The organism is Enterovirga aerilata, assembly GCF_013044135.1.
Lineage (GTDB): Bacteria > Pseudomonadota > Alphaproteobacteria > Rhizobiales > Beijerinckiaceae > Enterovirga > Enterovirga aerilata.
Window position 1 is genome coordinate 282,319 of the sequence record NZ_JABEPP010000002.1, and the last position, 18,736, is coordinate 301,054.

Annotated in this window: 18 protein-coding genes; 8 read left to right on the plus strand and 10 right to left on the minus strand. The window is 69.4% G+C overall.

From position 1 onward, the window contains the following. The first annotated feature begins 54 nt into the window (after nucleotides 1-54). Nucleotides 55-1,878, plus strand: a complete 1,824-nt coding sequence (gene glmS / locus HJG44_RS06540; RefSeq protein ID WP_171217554.1) for a glutamine--fructose-6-phosphate transaminase (isomerizing) — start codon at nucleotides 55-57, stop codon at nucleotides 1,876-1,878. Nucleotides 1,879-1,909: 31 nt separating this feature from the next. Here the strand turns inward: glmS and HJG44_RS06545 are convergent, their stop codons facing one another. Continuing rightward, the gene (locus HJG44_RS06545) at nucleotides 1,910-2,200 is read right to left on the minus strand and encodes a hypothetical protein (protein ID WP_171217555.1); all 291 of its coding nucleotides are present in this window, start codon (nucleotides 2,198-2,200) and stop codon (nucleotides 1,910-1,912) included. A 117-nt stretch (nucleotides 2,201-2,317) separates the two neighbouring features. On the opposite strand from HJG44_RS06545, the gene HJG44_RS06550 reads away from it, so the two are divergent. Both HJG44_RS06550 and HJG44_RS06555 read left to right on the plus strand, forming a co-directional pair. Further along, nucleotides 2,318-2,560, plus strand: coding sequence for a hypothetical protein (locus HJG44_RS06550; protein WP_171217556.1), 243 nt, complete (start codon nucleotides 2,318-2,320; stop codon nucleotides 2,558-2,560). A gap of 5 nt (nucleotides 2,561-2,565) precedes the next feature. Then, a complete protein-coding gene (locus tag HJG44_RS06555) occupies nucleotides 2,566-2,730 on the plus strand; it encodes a hypothetical protein (protein WP_171217557.1) in 165 nt (54 codons plus the stop codon). Between the two features lie 3 nt (nucleotides 2,731-2,733). On the opposite strand, the gene recG is transcribed toward HJG44_RS06555, so the two are convergent. Next, nucleotides 2,734-4,851, minus strand: coding sequence for an ATP-dependent DNA helicase RecG (gene recG / locus HJG44_RS06560; protein WP_171218180.1), 2,118 nt, complete (start codon nucleotides 4,849-4,851; stop codon nucleotides 2,734-2,736). Nucleotides 4,852-4,935: 84 nt separating this feature from the next. Between recG and HJG44_RS06565 the strand changes: the two genes are divergently transcribed. Both HJG44_RS06565 and mfd read left to right on the plus strand, forming a co-directional pair. Further along, a complete protein-coding gene (locus tag HJG44_RS06565) occupies nucleotides 4,936-5,223 on the plus strand; it encodes an FAD assembly factor SdhE (protein WP_346767112.1) in 288 nt (95 codons plus the stop codon). A 26-nt stretch (nucleotides 5,224-5,249) separates the two neighbouring features. Beyond that, complete coding sequence (gene mfd / locus HJG44_RS06570; protein ID WP_171217559.1) at nucleotides 5,250-8,891, plus strand: transcription-repair coupling factor; 3,642 nt, start codon at nucleotides 5,250-5,252, stop codon at nucleotides 8,889-8,891. A 29-nt stretch (nucleotides 8,892-8,920) separates the two neighbouring features. Here mfd and HJG44_RS06575 read toward each other — a convergent pair whose 3' ends face one another. Together HJG44_RS06575 and HJG44_RS06580 are read right to left on the minus strand one after the other, a co-directional pair. After that, the gene (locus HJG44_RS06575; RefSeq protein WP_171217560.1) at nucleotides 8,921-9,274 is read right to left on the minus strand and encodes a hypothetical protein; all 354 of its coding nucleotides are present in this window, start codon (nucleotides 9,272-9,274) and stop codon (nucleotides 8,921-8,923) included. A gap of 67 nt (nucleotides 9,275-9,341) precedes the next feature. Continuing rightward, nucleotides 9,342-10,604 carry an AMP-binding protein gene (locus tag HJG44_RS06580; protein WP_171217561.1) on the minus strand — a complete coding sequence of 421 codons (1,263 nt, stop codon included), beginning with the start codon at nucleotides 10,602-10,604 and terminating at the stop codon, nucleotides 9,342-9,344. Between the two features lie 386 nt (nucleotides 10,605-10,990). Between HJG44_RS06580 and HJG44_RS06585 the strand changes: the two genes are divergently transcribed. Continuing rightward, on the plus strand, nucleotides 10,991-11,782 hold the full coding sequence (locus HJG44_RS06585; RefSeq protein WP_171217562.1) for an invasion associated locus B family protein: 792 nt from the start codon (nucleotides 10,991-10,993) through the stop codon (nucleotides 11,780-11,782). A gap of 42 nt (nucleotides 11,783-11,824) precedes the next feature. On the opposite strand, the gene hspQ is transcribed toward HJG44_RS06585, so the two are convergent. Continuing rightward, a complete protein-coding gene (gene hspQ, locus HJG44_RS06590) occupies nucleotides 11,825-12,166 on the minus strand; it encodes a heat shock protein HspQ (RefSeq protein WP_171217563.1) in 342 nt (113 codons plus the stop codon). A gap of 40 nt (nucleotides 12,167-12,206) precedes the next feature. After that, a complete protein-coding gene (locus HJG44_RS06595) occupies nucleotides 12,207-13,238 on the minus strand; it encodes an HpcH/HpaI aldolase/citrate lyase family protein (RefSeq protein WP_171217564.1) in 1,032 nt (343 codons plus the stop codon). Nucleotides 13,239-13,368: 130 nt separating this feature from the next. Here HJG44_RS06595 and HJG44_RS06600 point away from each other — a divergent pair, with 130 nt between their 5' ends. After that, a complete protein-coding gene (locus tag HJG44_RS06600) occupies nucleotides 13,369-14,337 on the plus strand; it encodes an AEC family transporter (RefSeq protein ID WP_171217565.1) in 969 nt (322 codons plus the stop codon). On the opposite strand, the gene HJG44_RS06605 is transcribed toward HJG44_RS06600, so the two are convergent. Beyond that, nucleotides 14,288-15,505: an FAD-dependent monooxygenase gene (locus HJG44_RS06605; protein ID WP_171217566.1), complete on the minus strand. Its 1,218-nt coding sequence runs from the start codon at nucleotides 15,503-15,505 to the stop codon at nucleotides 14,288-14,290. The genes HJG44_RS06600 and HJG44_RS06605 overlap by 50 nt on opposite strands. Before the next feature lie 78 nt (nucleotides 15,506-15,583). On the opposite strand from HJG44_RS06605, the gene HJG44_RS06610 reads away from it, so the two are divergent. After that, entirely contained in the window at nucleotides 15,584-16,558 is a 975-nt protein-coding gene (locus HJG44_RS06610; protein ID WP_171217567.1) for a quinone oxidoreductase family protein, read from the plus strand. Between the two features lie 6 nt (nucleotides 16,559-16,564). Here the strand turns inward: HJG44_RS06610 and rimO are convergent, their stop codons facing one another. From rimO to HJG44_RS06625, 3 genes are read right to left on the minus strand one after another with little or no spacing between them, the layout of a single operon-like run. After that, complete coding sequence (gene rimO / locus HJG44_RS06615) at nucleotides 16,565-17,881, minus strand: 30S ribosomal protein S12 methylthiotransferase RimO (protein WP_171217568.1); 1,317 nt, start codon at nucleotides 17,879-17,881, stop codon at nucleotides 16,565-16,567. Nucleotides 17,882-17,931: 50 nt separating this feature from the next. Next, nucleotides 17,932-18,420 (minus strand): ureidoglycolate lyase, encoded by a 489-nt coding sequence (locus tag HJG44_RS06620; protein WP_171217569.1) that lies wholly within the window; start codon nucleotides 18,418-18,420, stop codon nucleotides 17,932-17,934. Between the two features lie 9 nt (nucleotides 18,421-18,429). Then, nucleotides 18,430-18,666, minus strand: coding sequence for a BrnA antitoxin family protein (locus HJG44_RS06625; protein WP_171217570.1), 237 nt, complete (start codon nucleotides 18,664-18,666; stop codon nucleotides 18,430-18,432). Nucleotides 18,667-18,736: the final 70 nt, after the last annotated feature.

Consider the following 18,736-nt stretch of genomic DNA (forward strand, 5'->3'; position numbering starts at 1 on the left):
TTCTCGGGTATGTAACGCCCGCCCGGGACCCGGGCGGGCGGACGGGATCGCTTCATGTGCGGCATCGTAGGCATTCTCGGACGGGGCGCGGTGGCGCCGCTCGTCGTCGACGCGCTGAAGCGCCTGGAATACCGGGGCTATGATTCGGCGGGAGTGGCCACCCTTGAGAACGGCCATCTCGAGCGCCGCCGCGCCGAGGGAAAGCTGCGCAACCTGGAGCTCAAGCTATCCCACGCTCCCCTGACCGGCGCGATCGGCATCGGCCACACGCGCTGGGCCACGCACGGGCGCCCGAACGAGACCAATGCCCACCCGCATGCGACGGACAAGCTCGCCGTCGTGCATAACGGCATCATCGAGAACTTCCGCGCGCTGCGGGACGACCTGCAGGCGAAGGGCGTCGTCTTCGACACCGAGACGGATACCGAGGTCGTGGCGCAGCTCGTCACCGACGAACTGCGGCAGGGCAGGAGCCCGACAGAGGCGGTCGCCGCGACCCTGCCCAAGCTGCGGGGCGCCTTCGCTCTCGTCTTCCTGTTCGAAGGCGAGGAGGACCAGCTCATCGGGGCGCGGCACGGCGCGCCGCTCGCCATCGGCTACGGTGAAGGCGAGATGTATTTCGGCTCGGACGCGCTCGCGCTTGCCCCCTTCACGGACGAGATCTCGTATCTGGAGGACGGCGACTGGGCGGTCCTGTCCCGCTCGGGCGCGACGATCCGGGACGCGCAGGGCCATCCGGTGGAGCGCGCCCGCCAGACGATCCCGGCCGGCTCGGCGGTCGCCAGCAAAGGCAACCACCGCCATTTCATGGCGAAGGAGATCTACGAGCAGCCGGAGGTGGTCGGCCGGACGATCGCGCATTATGTCGACTTCTCCCGCTGCGCGGTCCGCCTGCCCGAGCTGCCCTTCTCCTTCAGGGACGTCTCGCGCCTGTCCATCTCGGCCTGCGGCACCGCCTATTACGCGGGCCTCGTCGCGAGATACTGGTTCGAGAGGCTCGCCCGGCTGCCTGTCGAGATCGACGTGGCGTCCGAGTTCCGCTACCGCGAGGTCCCGCTTGACCCGGGACAGGTGGCGCTCTTCGTCTCGCAATCCGGCGAGACGGCCGACACGCTTGCCTCGCTGCGCTACGCCAAGGACCAGGGCCAGCACACGCTGGCGGTCGTGAACGTCCCGACCTCAACCATGGCTCGCGACAGCGCCGTCGTCGCCCCGACGCTCGCCGGGCCCGAGATCGGCGTCGCTTCGACCAAGGCCTTCACCTGCCAGCTGTCGGTTCTCCTGGCTCTCGCGATCGGCGCCGGCCGGCAGCGCGGGACGCTGACGGAAGCGGACGAACGCCGGCTCGTCGAGGTGCTCGCAGCGGTCCCCAGCCTCATGACGGAGGCCCTCCGGAGCGAAGGCGAGATCGAGACCGTCTCGCGCGAGATCGCGAAAGCGAAGGACGTCCTCTATCTCGGCCGCGGCACTTCCTACCCGCTGGCCCTCGAGGGCGCATTGAAGCTGAAGGAAATCTCCTACATCCACGCCGAAGGCTATGCCGCGGGCGAACTCAAGCACGGCCCGATCGCGCTCATCGACGAGGCGATGCCGGTCATCGTCATCGCACCGCATGACGCTGTCTTCGAGAAGACCGTATCGAACATGCAGGAGGTGGCTGCGCGCGGCGGCCGAATCCTGCTGATTACCGATCGGCGCGGCGCTGCCGAGGCCGCCATGGACACCATGTCGACGCTTGTCATGCCCGATTGCGACCCGGTCGTCGCGCCGCTCGTCTTCGCCGTGCCAGCGCAGCTCCTCGCCTACCACACTGCCGTCTTCATGGGGAAAGACGTCGACCAGCCGCGCAATCTCGCGAAGTCGGTCACGGTGGAGTAGGCAGCCTCGCCGTAGCCTGGAGCCTTCGGGGTCAGCGGGAGGTTCCGCCGCTCGTCATGGAACCGGAGCCGGTATTCGCGCCGGCGCCCATCGTGCTGCCGGTCGTTCCGGCCGCCGTGCCGCCGCCGGCCGCCGTGCTCGGAGCACCGTGCGTGCCGTGAGCGCCGCTTGCCGCCGAGCCGGACGTGTTGGTGCCCGACTTGGTCCCCGCATTGCTCGTTCCGGCGCTGCCCGTCATCGGCGAGGACGCCGTTTGCGCGAGGGCGCTCCCGGCCGCGAGCAGAGCAGCCGCGGCGATGGGAGCTATCTTGGCCGTCTTCATGCTCGATTCTCCTGGCGTATGGGCGGCGAACGCGGCCCTTCCGGAGACGGTTCCCGGGACCCCCGTCGAACCACCTGCCGCCTCTCGGCGTTTGGCTGGCCAACGGGGGAGCGTCCGATGAACAAGGGTTACGGTGTGACGGTCACGCGGACCGACGGGGGAGGCGGCATGCCGGAGAAGTCGGCCCTCGTCGTCGTTGCGACCGACGAGCTCGACGCCGAACTCGTGGCGTCCCGGGTTGCCGGGGCCGCGAGCGAAGCCGAGACGTTGCGCGAGCTGACCGAGGAAGAGGTGCTGGAATATGGCCTCGACCTCGAGGATCACGGGAGCGCCAAGGCGCTCGCCGTCCCGAATCTGTGAGCGCGATGGTGGACGAAACCAGCAGGCCGGGCGACGAGGTTGCGCCAGGGACCGGGCAGTCCGGGGAGAATCTCTGCCCGCGCTGCTCGGGCACCGGAAAAGTGGGCGGCGAGCCCTGCCCGGATTGCGACGGCTCGGGCAAGGTGACGACGCTCGTCGGCGACGCTTGAGAATCACCCTGCGCGAAGCAGCCGTATCCCGGCGTCGCGGTCGAACAGGTAGAGCAGGAGCCGCAGGGCGCGGCCGCGTTCGCTCGTCAGCTCGCAGTCACGTTCGACGATGAGGCGCGCGTCGTCGCGGGCGGCAGCGAGCAGGTCGGCATCGATGTCGAGCCGTGCCATCTTGAACGCCGCCATTCCGGACTGGCGGGCGCCGAGGAGTTCGCCCTCGCCCCGGAGCCGCAGATCCTCCTCGGCGATCTCGAACCCGTTCTCGGTCCGGCGCATCGTCTCGAGCCGCGCCTTTGCGGTCTCGCCGAGCGGTCCCTTGTAGAGGAGCAGGCAGGTCGAGGCCTTGTCTCCCCGCCCGATCCGGCCGCGGAGCTGATGGAGCTGGGCGAGACCGAAGCGCTCCGCATGCTCGATCACCATCACGGTCGCGGCGGAGACGTCCACGCCCACCTCGATGACGGTCGTCGAGACCAGAACCTGGATGTCGCCGCGCTGGAACCGCTCCATGGCGGCGTCCTTCTCCGGCCCCTTCATGCGGCCGTGGACGAGCCCCACGCGGTCCGGGCCGAGAATCTCCGCCAGCTCGGCATGACGTTCCTCGGCGGCCGCGAGGTCGACCGCTTCCGATTCGGCGACGAGCGGACAGACCCAGTAGACCCGGTCGCCCGCCGCGAGAGCGCGGGCGATGGCGTCCGTCACCTGCTCGATGCGCTCGATCGAGACCAGCCGCGTATCGATCGGTTGGCGTCCGGGCGGCTTCTCGTCCAGAACCGAGATGTCCATGTCGCCGAAGGAGGTGAGAGCCAGCGTGCGCGGGATCGGGGTCGCGGTCATGACGAGCACGTCCACGGCCTCGCCCTTGCGGCCGAGCGTCAGGCGCTGGTGCACGCCGAAGCGGTGCTGCTCGTCGATCACGGCGAGTCCGAGATCGCGGAATGCCACCTCCTCCTGCATCAGGGCGTGCGTCCCGACCGCGATATCGATGTCTCCGGCCGCGAGCGCGGCGAGGCTGCGGCGGCGCTCGGCCGGCCGGTCGCGCCCGGTGACGACCGCGACGCGCAGCCCGGTCGGGTCCGCCAGCGCGGCGATGCGTTCGGCATGCTGGCGGGCGAGAATTTCGGTGGGCGCCACCAGCGCCGCTTGCCGGCCGGCTTCGACCGCGCTCGCCATGGCGAGGAGCGCGACCAGCGTCTTCCCCGACCCGACATCGCCCTGCAGGAGGCGCAGCATCCGCGTCTCGGCCACGAGGTCCTGCCGGATCTCCTCCACGGCCCGCCGCTGAGCGCCGGTGAGCGGGAAGGGGAGAGTCTCGACGATGCGGCGGACGAGAGAGCCGTCCCCGGCATTCACGCGCCCGGCGCTCCGGCGCATGGGGCTTCGCACGAGTGCCAGCGCGAGCTGGGTCGCGAGCAGCTCGTCATAGGCGAGGCGGCGTCGCGCCGGATCCGGCGCTGAATCGTCGCCCTGCGGCTGCTCGGAGGGACGATGCGCGGCCGCCAGCGCTTCCCCGAAGGCGGGGAATCCGTTTCGCTCCCGCCAAGCCGTATCCTGCCATTCCGGCAGATCGGGAACTCTCTTCAGCGCCGCCCCAACATACCGCCCGATGAGCCGGGACGACACGCCTTCCGTAAGCCCGTAGACGGGTTCGGAGCTCGGTGCTTCCGCGGCCTGCCGCTCGTCCATGATCCGCGCCGGATGGACCATCTGCCGGTGCCCGTCCCAGAGCTCGATCGTGCCGGACACCAGCCGGCGCGCGCCGAGCGGCAGCATCTGTTCGATGCGCACCCGCGGCAGGTTGAAGAAGACGAGCGTGACGTCGCCGGTCTCGTCCTCCACCAGCACCCTGTACGGCGCCCTCGCACGCGCATAGGGCGAGGGCCGGTGCGCCGCGACCTTGACGGCGAGCGTCACGGGCTCGCCGATCGGGGCGTCCCTCACCGATCCGAGGGAACCTCGGGATACGGCGCCACTCGGCAGGTGGAACAGCAGGTCGAGGATGCGCGCGGTCTGGCCGTGCTCGCCGAGGAGACGGTCGAGCGCCGACGCGATCCTCGGTCCGACGCCGGGGAGCGACGAGACGGGAGCGAAGAGTGGATCGAGGAGCGACGGCCTGAGCGACATCTTGAGCGGAGGCCCTGGCACGCCCGGGCTCACCCGCTATATAGCCCTCCGATGGCCCAATCGCATTCAGGACCGGGCGCCGCGGTGGCCGCGCCGGCGGATTCCGCCGGCGCGCTCGATCCGCGGCGCAAGCGCGCGCTGTTCCGCGCCTGGCATCGCGGCACCCGCGAGATGGACCTGATCATGGGCCGCTACGCCGACCGCGCGATCGGGACGATGTCGGACCAGGAGCTCGCGGCTTTCGAGCAGCTTCTCGACCTGCCCGAGGCCGACGTGTTCGGCTGGGTGAGCGGCACGAACGAGCCTCCGGCTGGGATCGATCCCGGCCTCATCGCCCGCCTCGGCGAGTTCCGGGGCTTCGACCAGCACTGACCGCGCCCTCAGCGCGAACCGATCCGATGGCCAAGACCAAAGCCTCCCTCGCGGGCCCGCTCGCCCGCGCCCTCGATCTCCTGAAGAGCGGCGACAGCCTGACGCTCGCGAGCGTGCCGGACGGATTCGATGCGCTCGTCGTCGCGGATCTCGCCCGCGGGCTCGCCCGCGATGCCGAGGGCCCGGCCGTGCTTCTGCACGTCGCCCGCGACGGGCAGCGCCGGCAGACCTTCGAGAACGCGCTCCGGTTCATCGCGCCCGAGATCGAGGTGCTCGCCTTCCCGGCCTGGGATTGCCAGCCCTATGACCGCGTCTCGCCGACATCGGGCATCACCGCCCAGCGCATGACGGCGCTTGCCCGCCTTGCCCGCTCACGCAGTTCGGAGGAGCGGCCGCGCATCCTCTCCACGACCGTGAATGCGCTGGTGCAGCGCGTGCCGCCGCGCGCGCGGATCGGCGCGGAAACCTTCTCGGCCGCGCCCGGCAACGTGGTGAAGACGGACGCCCTCGTCGCCTGGCTCGAGACCAACGGCTTCACCCGGACCGGGACGGTCCGCGAGGCGGGCGAATATGCCGTCCGGGGCGGCATCGTCGACCTCTATGCGCCGGGCCTGCCGGCTCCGGTGCGGCTCGACTTCTTCGGCGACACTCTCGAATCGATCCGGTCCTTCGATCCGGAGACGCAGCGCTCCGTGGGGCAGATGCGCTCGCTCGACCTTGTGCCGATGAGCGAGATCCAGCTCACGACCGAGTCGATCCGCCGCTTCCGCCAGGCCTATGTGGCCGCCTTCGGCGCGACGAGGCGCGACGACCGCCTCTACGAGGCGGTGAGCGAGGGGCGGCGCTATCCCGGCATGGAGCACTGGCTCCCGCTCTTCCACGAGCGGATGGACACGCTCCTCGACTATGTCCCCGACGTGCCGGTGATCTTCGACCCGCTCGTCGAGGATGCGGCGGGCGAGCGCCTGGCGCAGGTCAAGGACTACTTCGACGCGCGGGTCTCCTCTGCCTCGGCTGCGGAGGCCTCCGCTGTGCCATACCGGCCGCTGAAGCCCGAGGCGCTCTATCTTGCGCCAGATGAGTGGGCGAAGCGCGTGGCCGAGCTGCCGCTCGCCAGGCTCACGCCTTTCGCTCAGCCTTCCTCCGATGGACGCCCGGTGGTCGATGCCGGCGCGCGGCGGGGCCGCGACTTCATCGCGGAGCGGACCGACCCGAACGTGAACGTCTTTCAGGCCGCCGTCGACCATATCCGCGCGCTGAAGGGCCAGGGCAAGCGCGTGCTGGTCGGCGCGTGGTCGGAGGGCTCGCGCGAGCGCCTCTGCCACGTGCTGGAGGATCACGGCCTGTCGGAGACGAAGCCGGCGGCCCGCTTCACCGACGCGATCGCGCTGCCCAAGGGCGATGTCGGCGTGGTGGTCTGGGGCTTCGAAGCCGGGTTCGAGACGCCGGATCTCGCCGTCATCGGCGAACAGGACATCCTGGGCGACCGGCTGGTCCGCCCGAAGCGCGCCTCCAAACGCCCGCAGGATTTTCTGGCGGAGGTCACGGCCCTCACGCCCGGCGATCTGGTGGTGCATGTCGACCACGGCATCGGCCGCTTCGAGGGCTTGAAGACGATCACGGCCGCCGGCGCACCGCACGACTGCCTCGACCTGCAATATGCCGGCGACGCCCGGCTCTACCTGCCCGTCGAGAACATCGAGCTTCTGTCGCGCTACGGTTCGGAGGAGACGGAAGTCCAGCTCGATCGGCTGGGCGGCGGTGCCTGGCAGGCCCGCAAGGCGAAGATGAAGAGCCGCATCCGCGAGATGGCGGCTCAGCTCATGAAGGTGGCGGCGGCGCGGTTCCTCAAGGAAGCGCCGAAGGTCTCCCCGCCCGAGGGGCTCTACGACGAGTTCGCGGCCCGCTTCCCGTACGAGGAGACGGAGGACCAGCTGAACGCGATCGAGGCCGTCATGAGCGACCTCGCTTCCGGCCGGCCCATGGACCGGCTCATCTGCGGCGATGTGGGATTCGGCAAGACGGAGGTGGCTTTGCGCGCGGCCTTCGCGGTCGCGATGTCCGGCCGCCAGGTGGCCGTGGTGGTGCCGACCACGCTGCTCGCGCGCCAGCACTACAAGACCTTCGCCGAGCGCTTCCGGGGCTTGCCAGTGAATGTCGCCCAGGCGTCTCGCTTCGTGCCCGCTTCCGAGCTCAAGGCCGTGAAGGCTGGCCTGGCGGACGGTAGCGTCGACATCGTGGTCGGCACCCACGCCCTGCTCGGGAAAGCGACCAAGTTCAAGGAGCTGGGCCTCATCGTCGTGGACGAGGAGCAGCACTTTGGCGTCTCCCACAAGGAGCGGCTGAAGGAGCTGCGCGCAGAGGTTCATGTGCTGACGCTCTCCGCCACCCCCATCCCGCGGACGCTCCAGCTCGCGCTCACCGGCGTCCGCGAGCTGTCCATCATCGCGACGCCCCCCGTCGACCGGCTCGCGGTGCGGACCTTCGTCATGCCCTTCGATCCGCTCGCGGTCCGCGAGGCGCTGCTGCGCGAGCGCTACCGCGGCGGGCAGGCCTTCTATGTCGTGCCGCGCATCCAGGATCTGGACGAGGTTCGCGAGTTCCTCGCACGCGAGGTCCCGGAGGCGAAGGTCGCGGTGGCGCACGGCCAGATGGCGGCGGGCCAGCTCGAGGACGTCATGACGGCCTTCTACGACGGCCAGTACGACGTCCTCCTCTCCACGACGATCGTGGAATCCGGGTTGGACATTCCGAGCGCCAACACGCTCATCGTGCACCGGGCCGACATGTTCGGGCTCGCCCAGCTCTATCAGCTTCGCGGCAGGGTAGGGCGCTCGAAGACGCGGGCCTATGCCCTCTTCACCACGCCGGCGAACCGGACCCTGACGGTCCAGGCCGAACGCCGGCTCAAGGTGCTGCAGTCGCTGGACACGCTCGGCGCCGGCTTCCAGCTCGCCTCCCACGACCTGGACATCCGGGGTGCGGGCAACCTCCTCGGAGAGGAGCAGTCCGGCCACATCAAGGAGGTCGGCTACGAACTCTATCAGCAGATGCTGGAGGATGCCGTCGCGGCCCTGAAGGCCGGCGTGGCCGACGAGGACGAGGTGGAGGAGCAATGGTCCCCGACCATCGCGATCGGCGCCCCCGTCATGATCCCCGAGACCTATGTCTCCGATCTCCAGCTTCGGCTTGCCCTCTACCGCCGGCTCGCCACCTTCGAAACCGAAGAGGAACTCGCAGCTTTCCGGGCCGAGCTCGTGGACCGCTTTGGCCCGATCCCGCCGGAGATCGATCAGCTGCTCGCCGTGATGGCGATCAAGGTCCTGTGCCGGCGCGCGAATATCGACAAGGTCGAGGCCGGCCCGAAGGGCATCATCGTGTCCTTCCGCGACAATGCCTTCGCGAACCCGGCCGGGCTCGTGAAATATGTCGGCGAACAGGGCTCCTTCGCGAAGGTCCGGCCCGACATGAAGGTCGTGTTCCTGCGCGAGGCGGACGATATCGGCCGCCGGCTCAAGACGACGAACCGGATCGTCAAGGAGCTCCTGGCGGTGGCGGACGGGAAGTCGATCTCGGCCCTGGTCCCCGCGCCGAAACCGGCGCCCGCGCCTCCGAAGGCGGTCGCGGCGGCCCGGAAGCAGGCTTACCTGCCGCGCGGACGCCGCTGAGCGGCAAGTCGGCTTCCGGCGAAGGGTGGTCAGGCGGTCGCGAGCGCCTCGGCGCTGAACTCGCCGCGCAGCAGCGCGGAGACACCGCCACTCTGCAGCATGCGGGCCCGGTCCCAGACGAAGACGGGGGCGCCGGCCGGCCCTTGCGCGATCCGAAGGCGGTCGGCGAGGGCGAGGATCTCCCGAGAACTCGCGTCCCCGGACTTCTGCGGCATCTTCAGGAAGATGGCCGAGGGCTGCGGCAGGACCTGCAGAACATCGTCTGCGGCCTCGAAGGAGGTGGTGACGCTGGAAAAGCCGAGCTCGGCGAGCTCCGCGGCGAGAGGGTCGACCTCGTCGCGTTCGCCGTTGTCGACCACCAGAACCTTCTGCAGATCGTTCATGCCGCCCGCACCGAGTTACGCCGCAGCGCAACAACTCAGGAGCATGACAATGGTTTCACCCCTCCGGTCAAGCTATCCGGACGATCACACCGCCGTTTCGTTCGATTCCGAGCCCTGAGGGCTGCCAGTCGAGGCTGTCCGCCTTCGTGTGGTCGGGCCGTGCGAGCGCTGGACCGCGCAGGCAGATCTCGTCCCCGGGGCCGAGCCGGACCTCCACCAGAGACCCTGTGACCCCGCCTTCTGCACCGCACAAAGCCTGAAAGGAGATCTCGCCGGGCCGGCTGCGCGCGGACGACAGGAGTGCGAGCTCCGTGCAGCAGACCACGTCGACGATCCGACCCGCCGCTCCCGGCCGAGCCTCGAGCTGGACCGGGGGCTCGTGGACGAGAATGATCGATCTGAGCTCCGCGCCCGGATCGATCTCCGGCAGGGCAGGCTCCATCCAGGCCGGCGCCACCAGATGCGTGGGCTCGGGCGCCGCGAGGGCTTCGGCGAGCCTGGCCGGGTCGAACGCGCAATGCGCCTCGAGCGCAGCCCCGGCGATGAGGGCCGCGACCGGCCCCGTCGCCAAGCCCTTCAGATCGTCCGGAGGCAGGAGGCTGAGAAGGCGTTCGCCGGGACGCAGCCTGGCCGCGGCGACGATCGGCGCCGCAGCTGCGATGAGGGACCTGTAGGAACGGAACAGGGCGCTTCTGCCGCCGCTGCCCCGGGCAAAGCTCACGATGCCCGCCTCGGTCTCGGCCGGCGCTTCGACCGGAGAGCACAGAGCCCGGGGCGGTCGCTGCTCCAGGAGCACGGGATCGAGATCGACCACCCCGTCCGGCACATCGGGCCCGAAGGCGAGCAGGAAACGCAGGCGGAAGAAGCCCGCAGCCACGAAGCACATCTTCTCGGCGAGCCGGTCCTGGCCGAGATGGGCCTGGGTGATGACCGCCCGCATGTCGGCCGTCTCGATCGCGTTCGACAGCTCGCCCGCGCTGGCGGTGACGTCGAGAAGGCAGGGTGTAAGCCCGGCCCGGCCGACTGCGAGAAGCGACATGGCCGCCTCCGAGCCGTTCGGAAGGCAGATCCCGACCCGGGAGGCCGGGTCGAGGCCGAGGCCGGCAAGGTAGGCAGCTAGTCGCCGCACCGCTTCTGTCGCGATCTCGCGGCTCAGCTCGAAGCTCGGCCGGCGGCACCAGATCTCGCGCCCGGGGCCGTCCCGAAAGGCCACCCTGTCCGGGCTCTCGCCCGCGGCTTCGGCGAGAAGACGGGCGAGCGCGCCGCTCGCGTCCCATTCCCCCGTTCGGTGCCGGTCGGCGGGCGGTCGCCCTGGCGCCACAATGGCCATGCGGCTCGATCAGCCCCGGTCCCTGATTCGCTTCAAGGAACAATTGCCGATCACTCGGGCTGCCGCCACCAGAGCCCGGCGGAATTCCCAGCTTTGACGCGGATTGAGCGCTTCAGCTCACGCCGTCAGCCGAGCCGAGGTCCCGTCCGTGTCGGAACGGCGGTTTCCCTCGCATTCCAAGACCGCTTCCCGGCAGGGGAACCACAAGCGGGAGCGCGGCGGCGAAGATGTGCCGCTGGCCAGGCGGGGAAAGAGCCGCTAGAGGGTCCCCCGCGCGTCATGCCCTCGCCTCATTCCGTGAGGATTGACCCGGTAGCGCGAAGCGTCGAAAGCTCCGAAGCGGCGGCGGCGGCTCCGCCCTACAATCCAAGAACGAGGAATTCGGGATGTCTTTGAAGACACGTCTCGCGTGCTGTGCCAAGCCGCTGGGGCTCGCAGTTTCGATCACGACCGTTTTGGGTGGTGCGGAGGCTCTCGCGCAAGCGCAGCGGCAGCAGCGTCCGGCCGCTCCCGCCCAGAGCGCCCCGGCCCAGCCCGCGCAGCAGAACAATCAGCAGGGACAGCAGGCGCAGACGGGTCCTCTCGTCGTGCAGGTGAAGCCCGAGCCGTCCCAGGCCGAGTGGACCAAGGTCTGCGGCAAGGACCCGGGCAATCAGACCGAGATATGCTACACGACGCGCGACTTCGTGTCCGACCAGGGCCAGCCGGTTCTCGCCGCCGCGATCTACGACATCAAGTCGAATCCGCCGCAGAAGGTCGTCCGCTTCCTGATGCCGCTCGGCCTGCTGCTGCGGCCGGGCATCCGCTTCGCGGTGGACCAGGGATCGCCGATGGCCGGCACCTACACGATGTGCTTCCCGAACGGCTGCTTCGCCGAGGCGACCGGCCTCAAGGACGACGTCGTGAACTCGATGAAGAAGGGGACGACGATCAACGTCAGCGTGCAGAACCAAGTCGGCCGCGAGGTCACCTTCGCGGTCCCGCTCGCCGGCTTCGCGAAGGCCTTCGACGGCGCGCCGATCGACCCGCAGGTTCTCGCCGAGCAGCAGAAGCGGCTGCAGGAAGAGCTGGAGAAGCGGAGCGAGGAGCTGCGCAAGCGGCTGGAAGCCTCCGCAGGGCAGGGCGGCGCTCCGGCCGCGGGCGGAGCGGCTCCGGCGAGCCCGGCGCCGAAGCAGTAAGACCGAAGGGCCGCATCTCGATGCGGCCCTTTCGTTTGTGGGCTAGTTGGCCCCGCTCATCCTGATCCGGTAGGAGCCGTCGCCCTTCGGCTCCAGCACCTCCTCGATCTGCCGGTGGCGGAGCGGCCGTCCCGAGGTGTCCGGCAGGAGGTTCTGCTCCGAGACATAGGCGATGTATTCGGTCTCGTCGTTCTCGGCGAAGAGATGGTAGAAGGGCTGGTCCTTCGACGGCCGGATCTCCTCCGGGATGGCCAGCCACCATTCCTCGGTGTTGTTGAACACCGGGTCGACGTCGAAGATCACGCCCCGGAACGGGAAGATCCGGTGGCGCACGACCTGTCCGATCGCGAAGCGGGCGACCCGGCCCTTCACTGGGTCTGGCATGGTCCGGATATAGCCACCGCGGGCGCAGGACGGAAGCCGCTCAGGTCATCGCCCGGGCTCCATCCTTGGCTTCGACCAGTTTCGCGAGATCGGCGATGACCTTGGCCTGTTTCCAGGTCGCGTCGTCCTGCATCTTCCCATCGATCATGACCGCTCCCGTGCCGTCCGGCATCGCCGCAAGGATCCTGCGCGCGAAGGCCACTTCGCCCGGGTCGGGCGAGAAGACGCGCTTCGCGATCGCGATCTGGCTCGGGTGGAGCGACCAGGCGCCGACGCAGCCCATGATGAAGGCGTTGCGGAACTGCGCCTCACACGCATCCGGGTCGGAGAAGTCTCCGAAGGGACCATAGAAGGGCTTGATGCCGTTCGCGAGGCAGGCGTCGACCATCCGGGCGACGGTGTAATGCCAGAGGTCCTGCTGCGCGACCGAGCGCGTCCCGCCCCCCGCCGGATCGCCCAACACCTTGTACTCCGGGTGACCGCCGCCGACCCTGGTCGTCTTCATGCCGCGCGAAGCCGCAAGGTCGGCCGGTCCAAGGCTCATCCCGTGCATGCGCGGCGAGGCGGCGGCTATCTCGTCGACGTTCTTCACGCCTTCCGCCGTCTCCAGGATCGCGTGGATCAGAATCGGCTTTCCGACGCGGTGCTTGGCTTCGAGCTGCGCGAGAAGCTGGTCCACGTAGTGGATGTCCCACGCGCCCTCGACCTTCGGAACCATCACGACGTCGAGCTTGGAGCCGACCGCGGCCACGATCTCGAGAAGATCGTCCAGCGCCCAGGGCGAGTTGAGGGCGTTCATCCGGATCCATAGCCCGGTCGAGCCGAAGTCGGTGCTCTCGGCCATCCGGATGAAGCCGCGCCGCGCCTCGAGCTTCATGTCCGCCGGGATCGCATCCTCCAGGTTGCCGAGTACGACATCCACCTGCGCCGCGAGGTCCGGGACCTTCGCCCGCATCTTCTCGACATGGGGCGGGACGAAGTGGATCATCCGCTCGAGCCGCACCGGCAGCTCGCGGAGGGGCGCCGGCGCGCCGACGGCGAGCGGCTGGAAGAATCGTCGCGGCAGCTTCATCGGGACCTCTGGGGCGGCTTGACGCGGCCGAGCATTGGCGGTCCCGCGCGGCACCCGTCAACCATGCGGCCGCGACGGGTTGCGGATGGCCGAGGCCGTTGCGAGAAGGCGCCGTTCCCTGCGAGGCCCGATGTCGGACCCAGTCGGCCTGTTCAACCTGCTCTTCCCCTTCTTCGGCGTGATCGCTCTGGGCTTCGCCATCGCGCGCATCGCGAAGGTGCCGGAGGGCGGCCTCGCCTGGATGCAGCTCTTCCTCATCTATCTGGCACTGCCCTGCCTGTTCTTCCGGCTGATCTCCGAAAAACCGATCAGCGAGCTCGCCAACTGGCCCTTCATCGCGGGTACGACGCTCTCCACGGCTCTGGCCTTCGTTTTGTCCTTCGCGGCCGGAAGGCTGAACGGCCTTCGTCCGCCCGAAACCGTCCTCGGGGCCGTCGCGGGGTCGTATTCGAATATCGGCTATATGGGCCCGCCGATGATCCTGAGCCTGCTCGGTCCGGCCGCGAGCGCGCCGGTCGCGCTCATCTTCGTCTTCGACACGTTCTTCCTGTTCTCGGCCACCCCGGCGCTCATGGCGCTGGCGGGCGTGGAGCGGCGGAGCGCGCTCGCCACCGCGGCCGATATCGTCCGCAAGGTGCTGACGCATCCCTTCGTGGTCGCGACCATCATCGGCATCCTGGCGAGCCTGTTCCGGATACGGCCGCCGGCAGCGGTCGAGACGATGGTCACCTGGCTTTCGGGCGCGTCAGCCCCCTGCGCGCTGTTCCTGCTCGGCGTGACCGTCGCGATGCGGCCAGTCGGAAAGCTGCCCGGCGAGGTCGGGTGGCTCGTCGGGATCAAGCTCGTCCTGCACCCGCTGATCGTCTGGCTGGTGCTCGCCGCCTTCGGCCCCTTCGATCCGGTCTGGGTAGAGGCCGCGATCGTCATGGCGGCGTTGCCGCCGGCGCTGAACATCTTCGTCCTCGCCCGCCAGTATGACACGGGCATCGAGCGCGCCTCTGCCTGCGTGCTCGTCGGGACGGTCGCGTCGATCGTGACGCTGACCGGCTTCATCCTCCTGACGCAGACCGGGATCTTGCCGCTGAACCCGTTCCGCTGAAGCGGGCCGTGCCGAGCCCGGCGCGCATCACCGCGCGGCGGAGCGGACCGACCCGCGCCAGGAGCCCGAGCCCGAAGCCGCGCGCCATGTCGAGCGGCAGAAGCCCCGAGAGGAGGGCCCGGTTGAGCCCGTGGATTGCGGCGGTGCGGACCTGAACGTCCCGCAACCGCGCCCGCTGGTACCGAGAAAAGAGGGCAGGGCTGCCGATATCGGCCCCGCCCGAGCGCGCCACCATGGCGAGGTCCAGCAGCGCCTCCACATCCGCGAATCCGAGATTGAGCCCCTGCGCCCCGATCGGCGGCACGGCATGGGCGGCCTCGCCGGCCAGCGCCAGGCGGCCGCGATGGAGCCGCGGAACCCGAACCGTCGAGAGGGGAACGATCCCGCGCGGCCCGTCGATCCGCATCCTGCCGAGAATGCGGTGCGAGCGTGCCTCGATCGCGGATGCGAGCTCCGCGTCGGGAAGCGCCACCAGCCGCTCGGCGACGGGCGGGCGGTTCACCCACACCAGGCTCGAGCGGCGGCCGGGAAGGGGCACCAGCGTGAAGGGACCGGAGCCGGTATGGAATTCGGTCGAGACGTCCCCATGCTCCCGCTCGTGGCCGAGGATCGTCGTGAGCGCGACCTGCGGATGGCGGGTCTCTGACGCCTCCAGCCCTGCTTCGTCGCGCAGGCGCGACTTCCGGCCGTCCGCGGCGACGACCAGCGCCCCCGCGACCGACGAACCGTCGCGGAGCCGGACGGCCGAGAAATCCTCGCCCGAAAGGCCGGCCGCGAATTCCGGCAACCAGAGGATCCTGGCATCCCGCCGCACGGCATCGACCAGGAGTTCGACGAGAGCCGCGTTCTCGATGTTGCGACCGAACGCGTCGAGCCCGATCTCGGCGGCCCGGAACTCCACCGGGGGTGGCCGGAACAGGCTCTCCGTGTCGTCCACGAGGCGCAGGGTCCGGAGCGGCTGCGAGGTCGCCTCCAGGACAGATCCGACGCCCAGGCCTCGGAGGAAGGCGAGCGAGGTCTCGAGAAGAGCCGCGGTGCGGCCGTCGCGGCGCTCCGGCGCCGGCCCGACGAGACAGGTCGCGAACCCGGCCCGGGAGAAGGCGAGGGCGCCCGCGAGGCCGACCGCGCCTGCCCCCACCAATACGACGTCGAACCGCCTGTCCGTCATGCGCGCCCCGGCCGTCGGCGGAGTTGCCGCCGGATTGCTGCGCTTCTAATGCGTCTGACACGCAACAGGGAGAGAGACATGGTCGCGGCAGTCCGGGTTCATCGCTATGGCGGCCCCGAGGTCCTGACATACGAGGAGATCGACCTTCCCGCCCCCGGCCCGGGCGAGCTGCGCGTGCGGCAGACGGCGATCGGGGTGAACTACATCGACACGTATTTCCGGACCGGCCACTATCAGGCGCCGGCGCTCCCCTTCATCGCCGGGAACGAGGGAGCGGGCGAGGTCACGGCCGTGGGGGAGGGCGTGACCGCTTTCAAGCCGGGCGATCGCGTGGCCTATGTGGCGGCGCTCGGTTGCTACGCGGCGGAGCGCAACGTGCCGGCCGCGATTGCCGTCAAGCTGCCGGACGGCATCTCCGACGAGCTCGCGGCGGCCATCATGCTGAAGGGCATGACGGTCGAGTACCTCCTCCATCGCTCCTACAAGGTGAAGCGCGGCGACACGATCCTCGTTCACGCGGCCGCGGGCGGCGTCGGGCTCATCCTTTCGCAATGGGCCAAGCATCTCGGCGCGACGGTCATCGGCACCGCGGGCAGCGAGGCGAAGGCCGAGCTCGCCCGCCAGAACGGCTGTGATCATGTGATCCTGTACCGGCAGGAGAACTTCGTGGACCGGGTCCGCGAGATCACCGGCGGGCAGAAATGCGAGGTCGTCTATGACGGCGTCGGCAAGGACACGGTGGTACAGTCGCTCGACTGCCTGAAGCCCCTGGGGATGCTTGTGAATTTCGGCTCTGCCTCGGGGCCGGTCGAGAACTTCAACCTCGGCCTGCTCGCACCGCGCGGCTCGCTCTACGTCACCCGGCCGACCCTCAACACCTTCACGGCGAAGCGCGAGTGGCTCGACGAGATCGCCCGCAACCTCTTCGAGGTCGTCTCGTCCGGGGTGGTGAAGATCACGATCAACAAGCGGGCCAAGCTCGCGGAGGCGGCCGACGTGCATCGCGCGCTCGAAGGCCGCGAGACCACGGGCGCCACGATCCTGACGCCCTGAGGCGCGTCAAACGGCCTGGCCGAACAGGTCGTAATCGTCCGAGCGCTCGATGCGGCAGGTGACGATCTCGCCCTGCCGCAGCGGGCGCCGGGAGGCGACGTGGACGGTGCCGTCGATCTCCGGCGCGTCGTATTTGGAGCGGCCCTTGGCGACCGGGCCGTTCGCCTCGTCGATGATGACGGGGAGGCGCTTTCCGACCTTCCTGGCCAGGTTCTTCCGGCTGATCTCGCGCTGGGCCGCCATGAAGCGGTGCCAGCGCTGCTCCTTCACCTCCTCCGGCACAGGAGCCGCGAAGTTGTTCGCGGGAGCGCCCGCCACGGGCTCGAACTTGAAGCAGCCGACCCGGTCGAGCCGCGCCTCCTTGAGCCAGTCGAGAAGCAGCTCGAAATCCTCCTCCTTCTCGCCCGGGAAGCCGACGATGAAGGTCGAGCGGATGGCAAGGTCGGGCGCGATCGTCCTCCAGGTTCTGATGCGGTCGAGCGTTCTCTCGCCATGGGCCGGCCGGCGCATGGCCTTCAGCACGGCCGGCGAGGCGTGCTGGAAAGGGATGTCCAGGTAGGGCAGGACGATCCCCTCGGCCATGAGCGGGATCACCTCGTCGACATGCGGATAGGGATAGACGTAGTGCAGCCGCACCCATGCGCCGAGCTGCCCGAGCTCTTTAGCCAAGTCGAAAAATCGTGCGCGCACAGCACGATCCCGCCAAACGCTATCTGAGTACTTGAGGTCAATTCCATAGGCGCTCGTGTCCTGCGAGACGACGAGCAGCTCCTTCACGCCGGCCTTGACGAGCCTTTCTGCCTCGCGCAGCACCTCGGCCGCCGGCCGGCTGGCGAGGTCGCCCCGAAGCTTGGGGATGATGCAGAAGGTGCAGCGGTGATTGCAGCCTTCCGAGATCTTCAGATAGGCGTAGTGCCGCGGCGTGAGCTTGATCCCCTGAGGCGGCACGAGGTCCAGGAACGGGTCGTGCCTGGGCGGGGAGACCTGGTGCACCGCGGCGAGCACGCTCTCGTATTGTTGCGGCCCGGTAACCGAGAGAACACCGGGAAAGCGCTCGCGGATAACCTCCGGCTCGGCGCCCATGCATCCGGTCACGATCACTCGGCCGTTCTCGGCCATGGCGTCGCCGATGGCGCCGAGCGACTCGGCCTTCGCCGAATCGAGAAACCCGCAGGTATTGACGATCACGACGTCGGCGCCGTCATGCCGCTTGGTCAGCTCGTAGCCCTGCGCCCGAAGCTGCGTGATGATGCGCTCGGAATCGACCAGCGCCTTCGGGCAGCCGAGCGACACGAAGGACACCTTGGGGGCGGCAGCGCTCATCGACACGTCAGTCCTGGATCCTGGTATCCGCCGATCCCGGCATCCCGGGATCACGGCTCGACGCGCAGCGTCGTCGTCAGCTCGAAGGTCTCGCAATCGGCCGGCGTGCCGCTCTCGCGCATTCCCATGAGGAACGCGCCGCCACCGCCCAATGCGAAGAGCGGTGCATGCCACGTTCCGGCCGCATAGAGAAATGGGGTCTCCGGCCGCGCGATGAAAGCCCTGGCGGATGAGAGATCGGGCGAGCCGTCCGCGGCCGTCCCGGCCGCCACGACCAGGGCGGTGCCGCCGGCGAGGGCGAAGAAGGCCTGCTCGGATTGCGGATGCCGTTCCATGAGGACGATGTCGAGCGGAAGCGAGCTCGGGGCCACGTCGTAGCGGGCGAGCGTAAACCGGAGCCCGGCCGCCGGAAGATGCGCCAGATCCGTCCGGACCGCACGGCCCTGGTTGACGAGGGTCGGACGCGCCGCCCGGCCGTCGAGCACGCGGCCGAACGGTGCGAAGGCCTCGCCGGTGAGGGCCTCCGCGCGAAGCCGCACGGCGCTCGCCTAAAGGCCGGCGGCCTTCCTCAAGGCATCGTTGATCCGTTCCTGCCAGCCCGGCCCGTCCGCCTGGAAATGCTCCAGGACGTCCCGGTCGAGCCTGATCGACACCATTTCCCTGGCGCGCGGAACCGCCACCTGCGTGGGGCGCGCGACTTCCGCCGGCCTCGTGGTCGCCGCCCGGAAGGCGCGCTCGGCCGCTTCCCTCGAATCGCCGCCGCCCCGCCGGGTCCGGTCCGCCATCACGTCACCTCTCTGGCCACTCCGTCGGGGATACATGATCGGAGCCATGGGCCCAACCCGGCCTGGCCCG

What these genes read in the sequence shown, in the direction of transcription:
- glmS (WP_171217554.1), top strand. Translation starts at nt 55, where the DNA reads ATGTGCGGCATCGTAGGCATTCTCGGACGGGGCGCGGTGGCGCCGCTC.
- HJG44_RS06545 (WP_171217555.1), bottom strand. Translation starts at nt 2,200, where the DNA reads ATGAAGACGGCCAAGATAGCTCCCATCGCCGCGGCTGCTCTGCTCGCG.
- HJG44_RS06550 (WP_171217556.1), top strand. Translation starts at nt 2,318, where the DNA reads ATGAACAAGGGTTACGGTGTGACGGTCACGCGGACCGACGGGGGAGGC.
- HJG44_RS06555 (WP_171217557.1), top strand. Translation starts at nt 2,566, where the DNA reads ATGGTGGACGAAACCAGCAGGCCGGGCGACGAGGTTGCGCCAGGGACC.
- recG (WP_171218180.1), bottom strand. Translation starts at nt 4,851, where the DNA reads ATGTCGCTCAGGCCGTCGCTCCTCGATCCACTCTTCGCTCCCGTCTCG.
- mfd (WP_171217559.1), top strand. Translation starts at nt 5,250, where the DNA reads ATGGCCAAGACCAAAGCCTCCCTCGCGGGCCCGCTCGCCCGCGCCCTC.
- HJG44_RS06575 (WP_171217560.1), bottom strand. Translation starts at nt 9,274, where the DNA reads ATGAACGATCTGCAGAAGGTTCTGGTGGTCGACAACGGCGAACGCGAC.
- HJG44_RS06580 (WP_171217561.1), bottom strand. Translation starts at nt 10,604, where the DNA reads ATGGCCATTGTGGCGCCAGGGCGACCGCCCGCCGACCGGCACCGAACG.
- HJG44_RS06585 (WP_171217562.1), top strand. Translation starts at nt 10,991, where the DNA reads ATGTCTTTGAAGACACGTCTCGCGTGCTGTGCCAAGCCGCTGGGGCTC.
- hspQ (WP_171217563.1), bottom strand. Translation starts at nt 12,166, where the DNA reads ATGCCAGACCCAGTGAAGGGCCGGGTCGCCCGCTTCGCGATCGGACAG.
- HJG44_RS06595 (WP_171217564.1), bottom strand. Translation starts at nt 13,238, where the DNA reads ATGAAGCTGCCGCGACGATTCTTCCAGCCGCTCGCCGTCGGCGCGCCG.
- HJG44_RS06600 (WP_171217565.1), top strand. Translation starts at nt 13,369, where the DNA reads ATGTCGGACCCAGTCGGCCTGTTCAACCTGCTCTTCCCCTTCTTCGGC.
- HJG44_RS06605 (WP_171217566.1), bottom strand. Translation starts at nt 15,505, where the DNA reads ATGACGGACAGGCGGTTCGACGTCGTATTGGTGGGGGCAGGCGCGGTC.
- HJG44_RS06610 (WP_171217567.1), top strand. Translation starts at nt 15,584, where the DNA reads ATGGTCGCGGCAGTCCGGGTTCATCGCTATGGCGGCCCCGAGGTCCTG.
- rimO (WP_171217568.1), bottom strand. Translation starts at nt 17,881, where the DNA reads ATGAGCGCTGCCGCCCCCAAGGTGTCCTTCGTGTCGCTCGGCTGCCCG.
- HJG44_RS06625 (WP_171217570.1), bottom strand. Translation starts at nt 18,666, where the DNA reads ATGGCGGACCGGACCCGGCGGGGCGGCGGCGATTCGAGGGAAGCGGCC.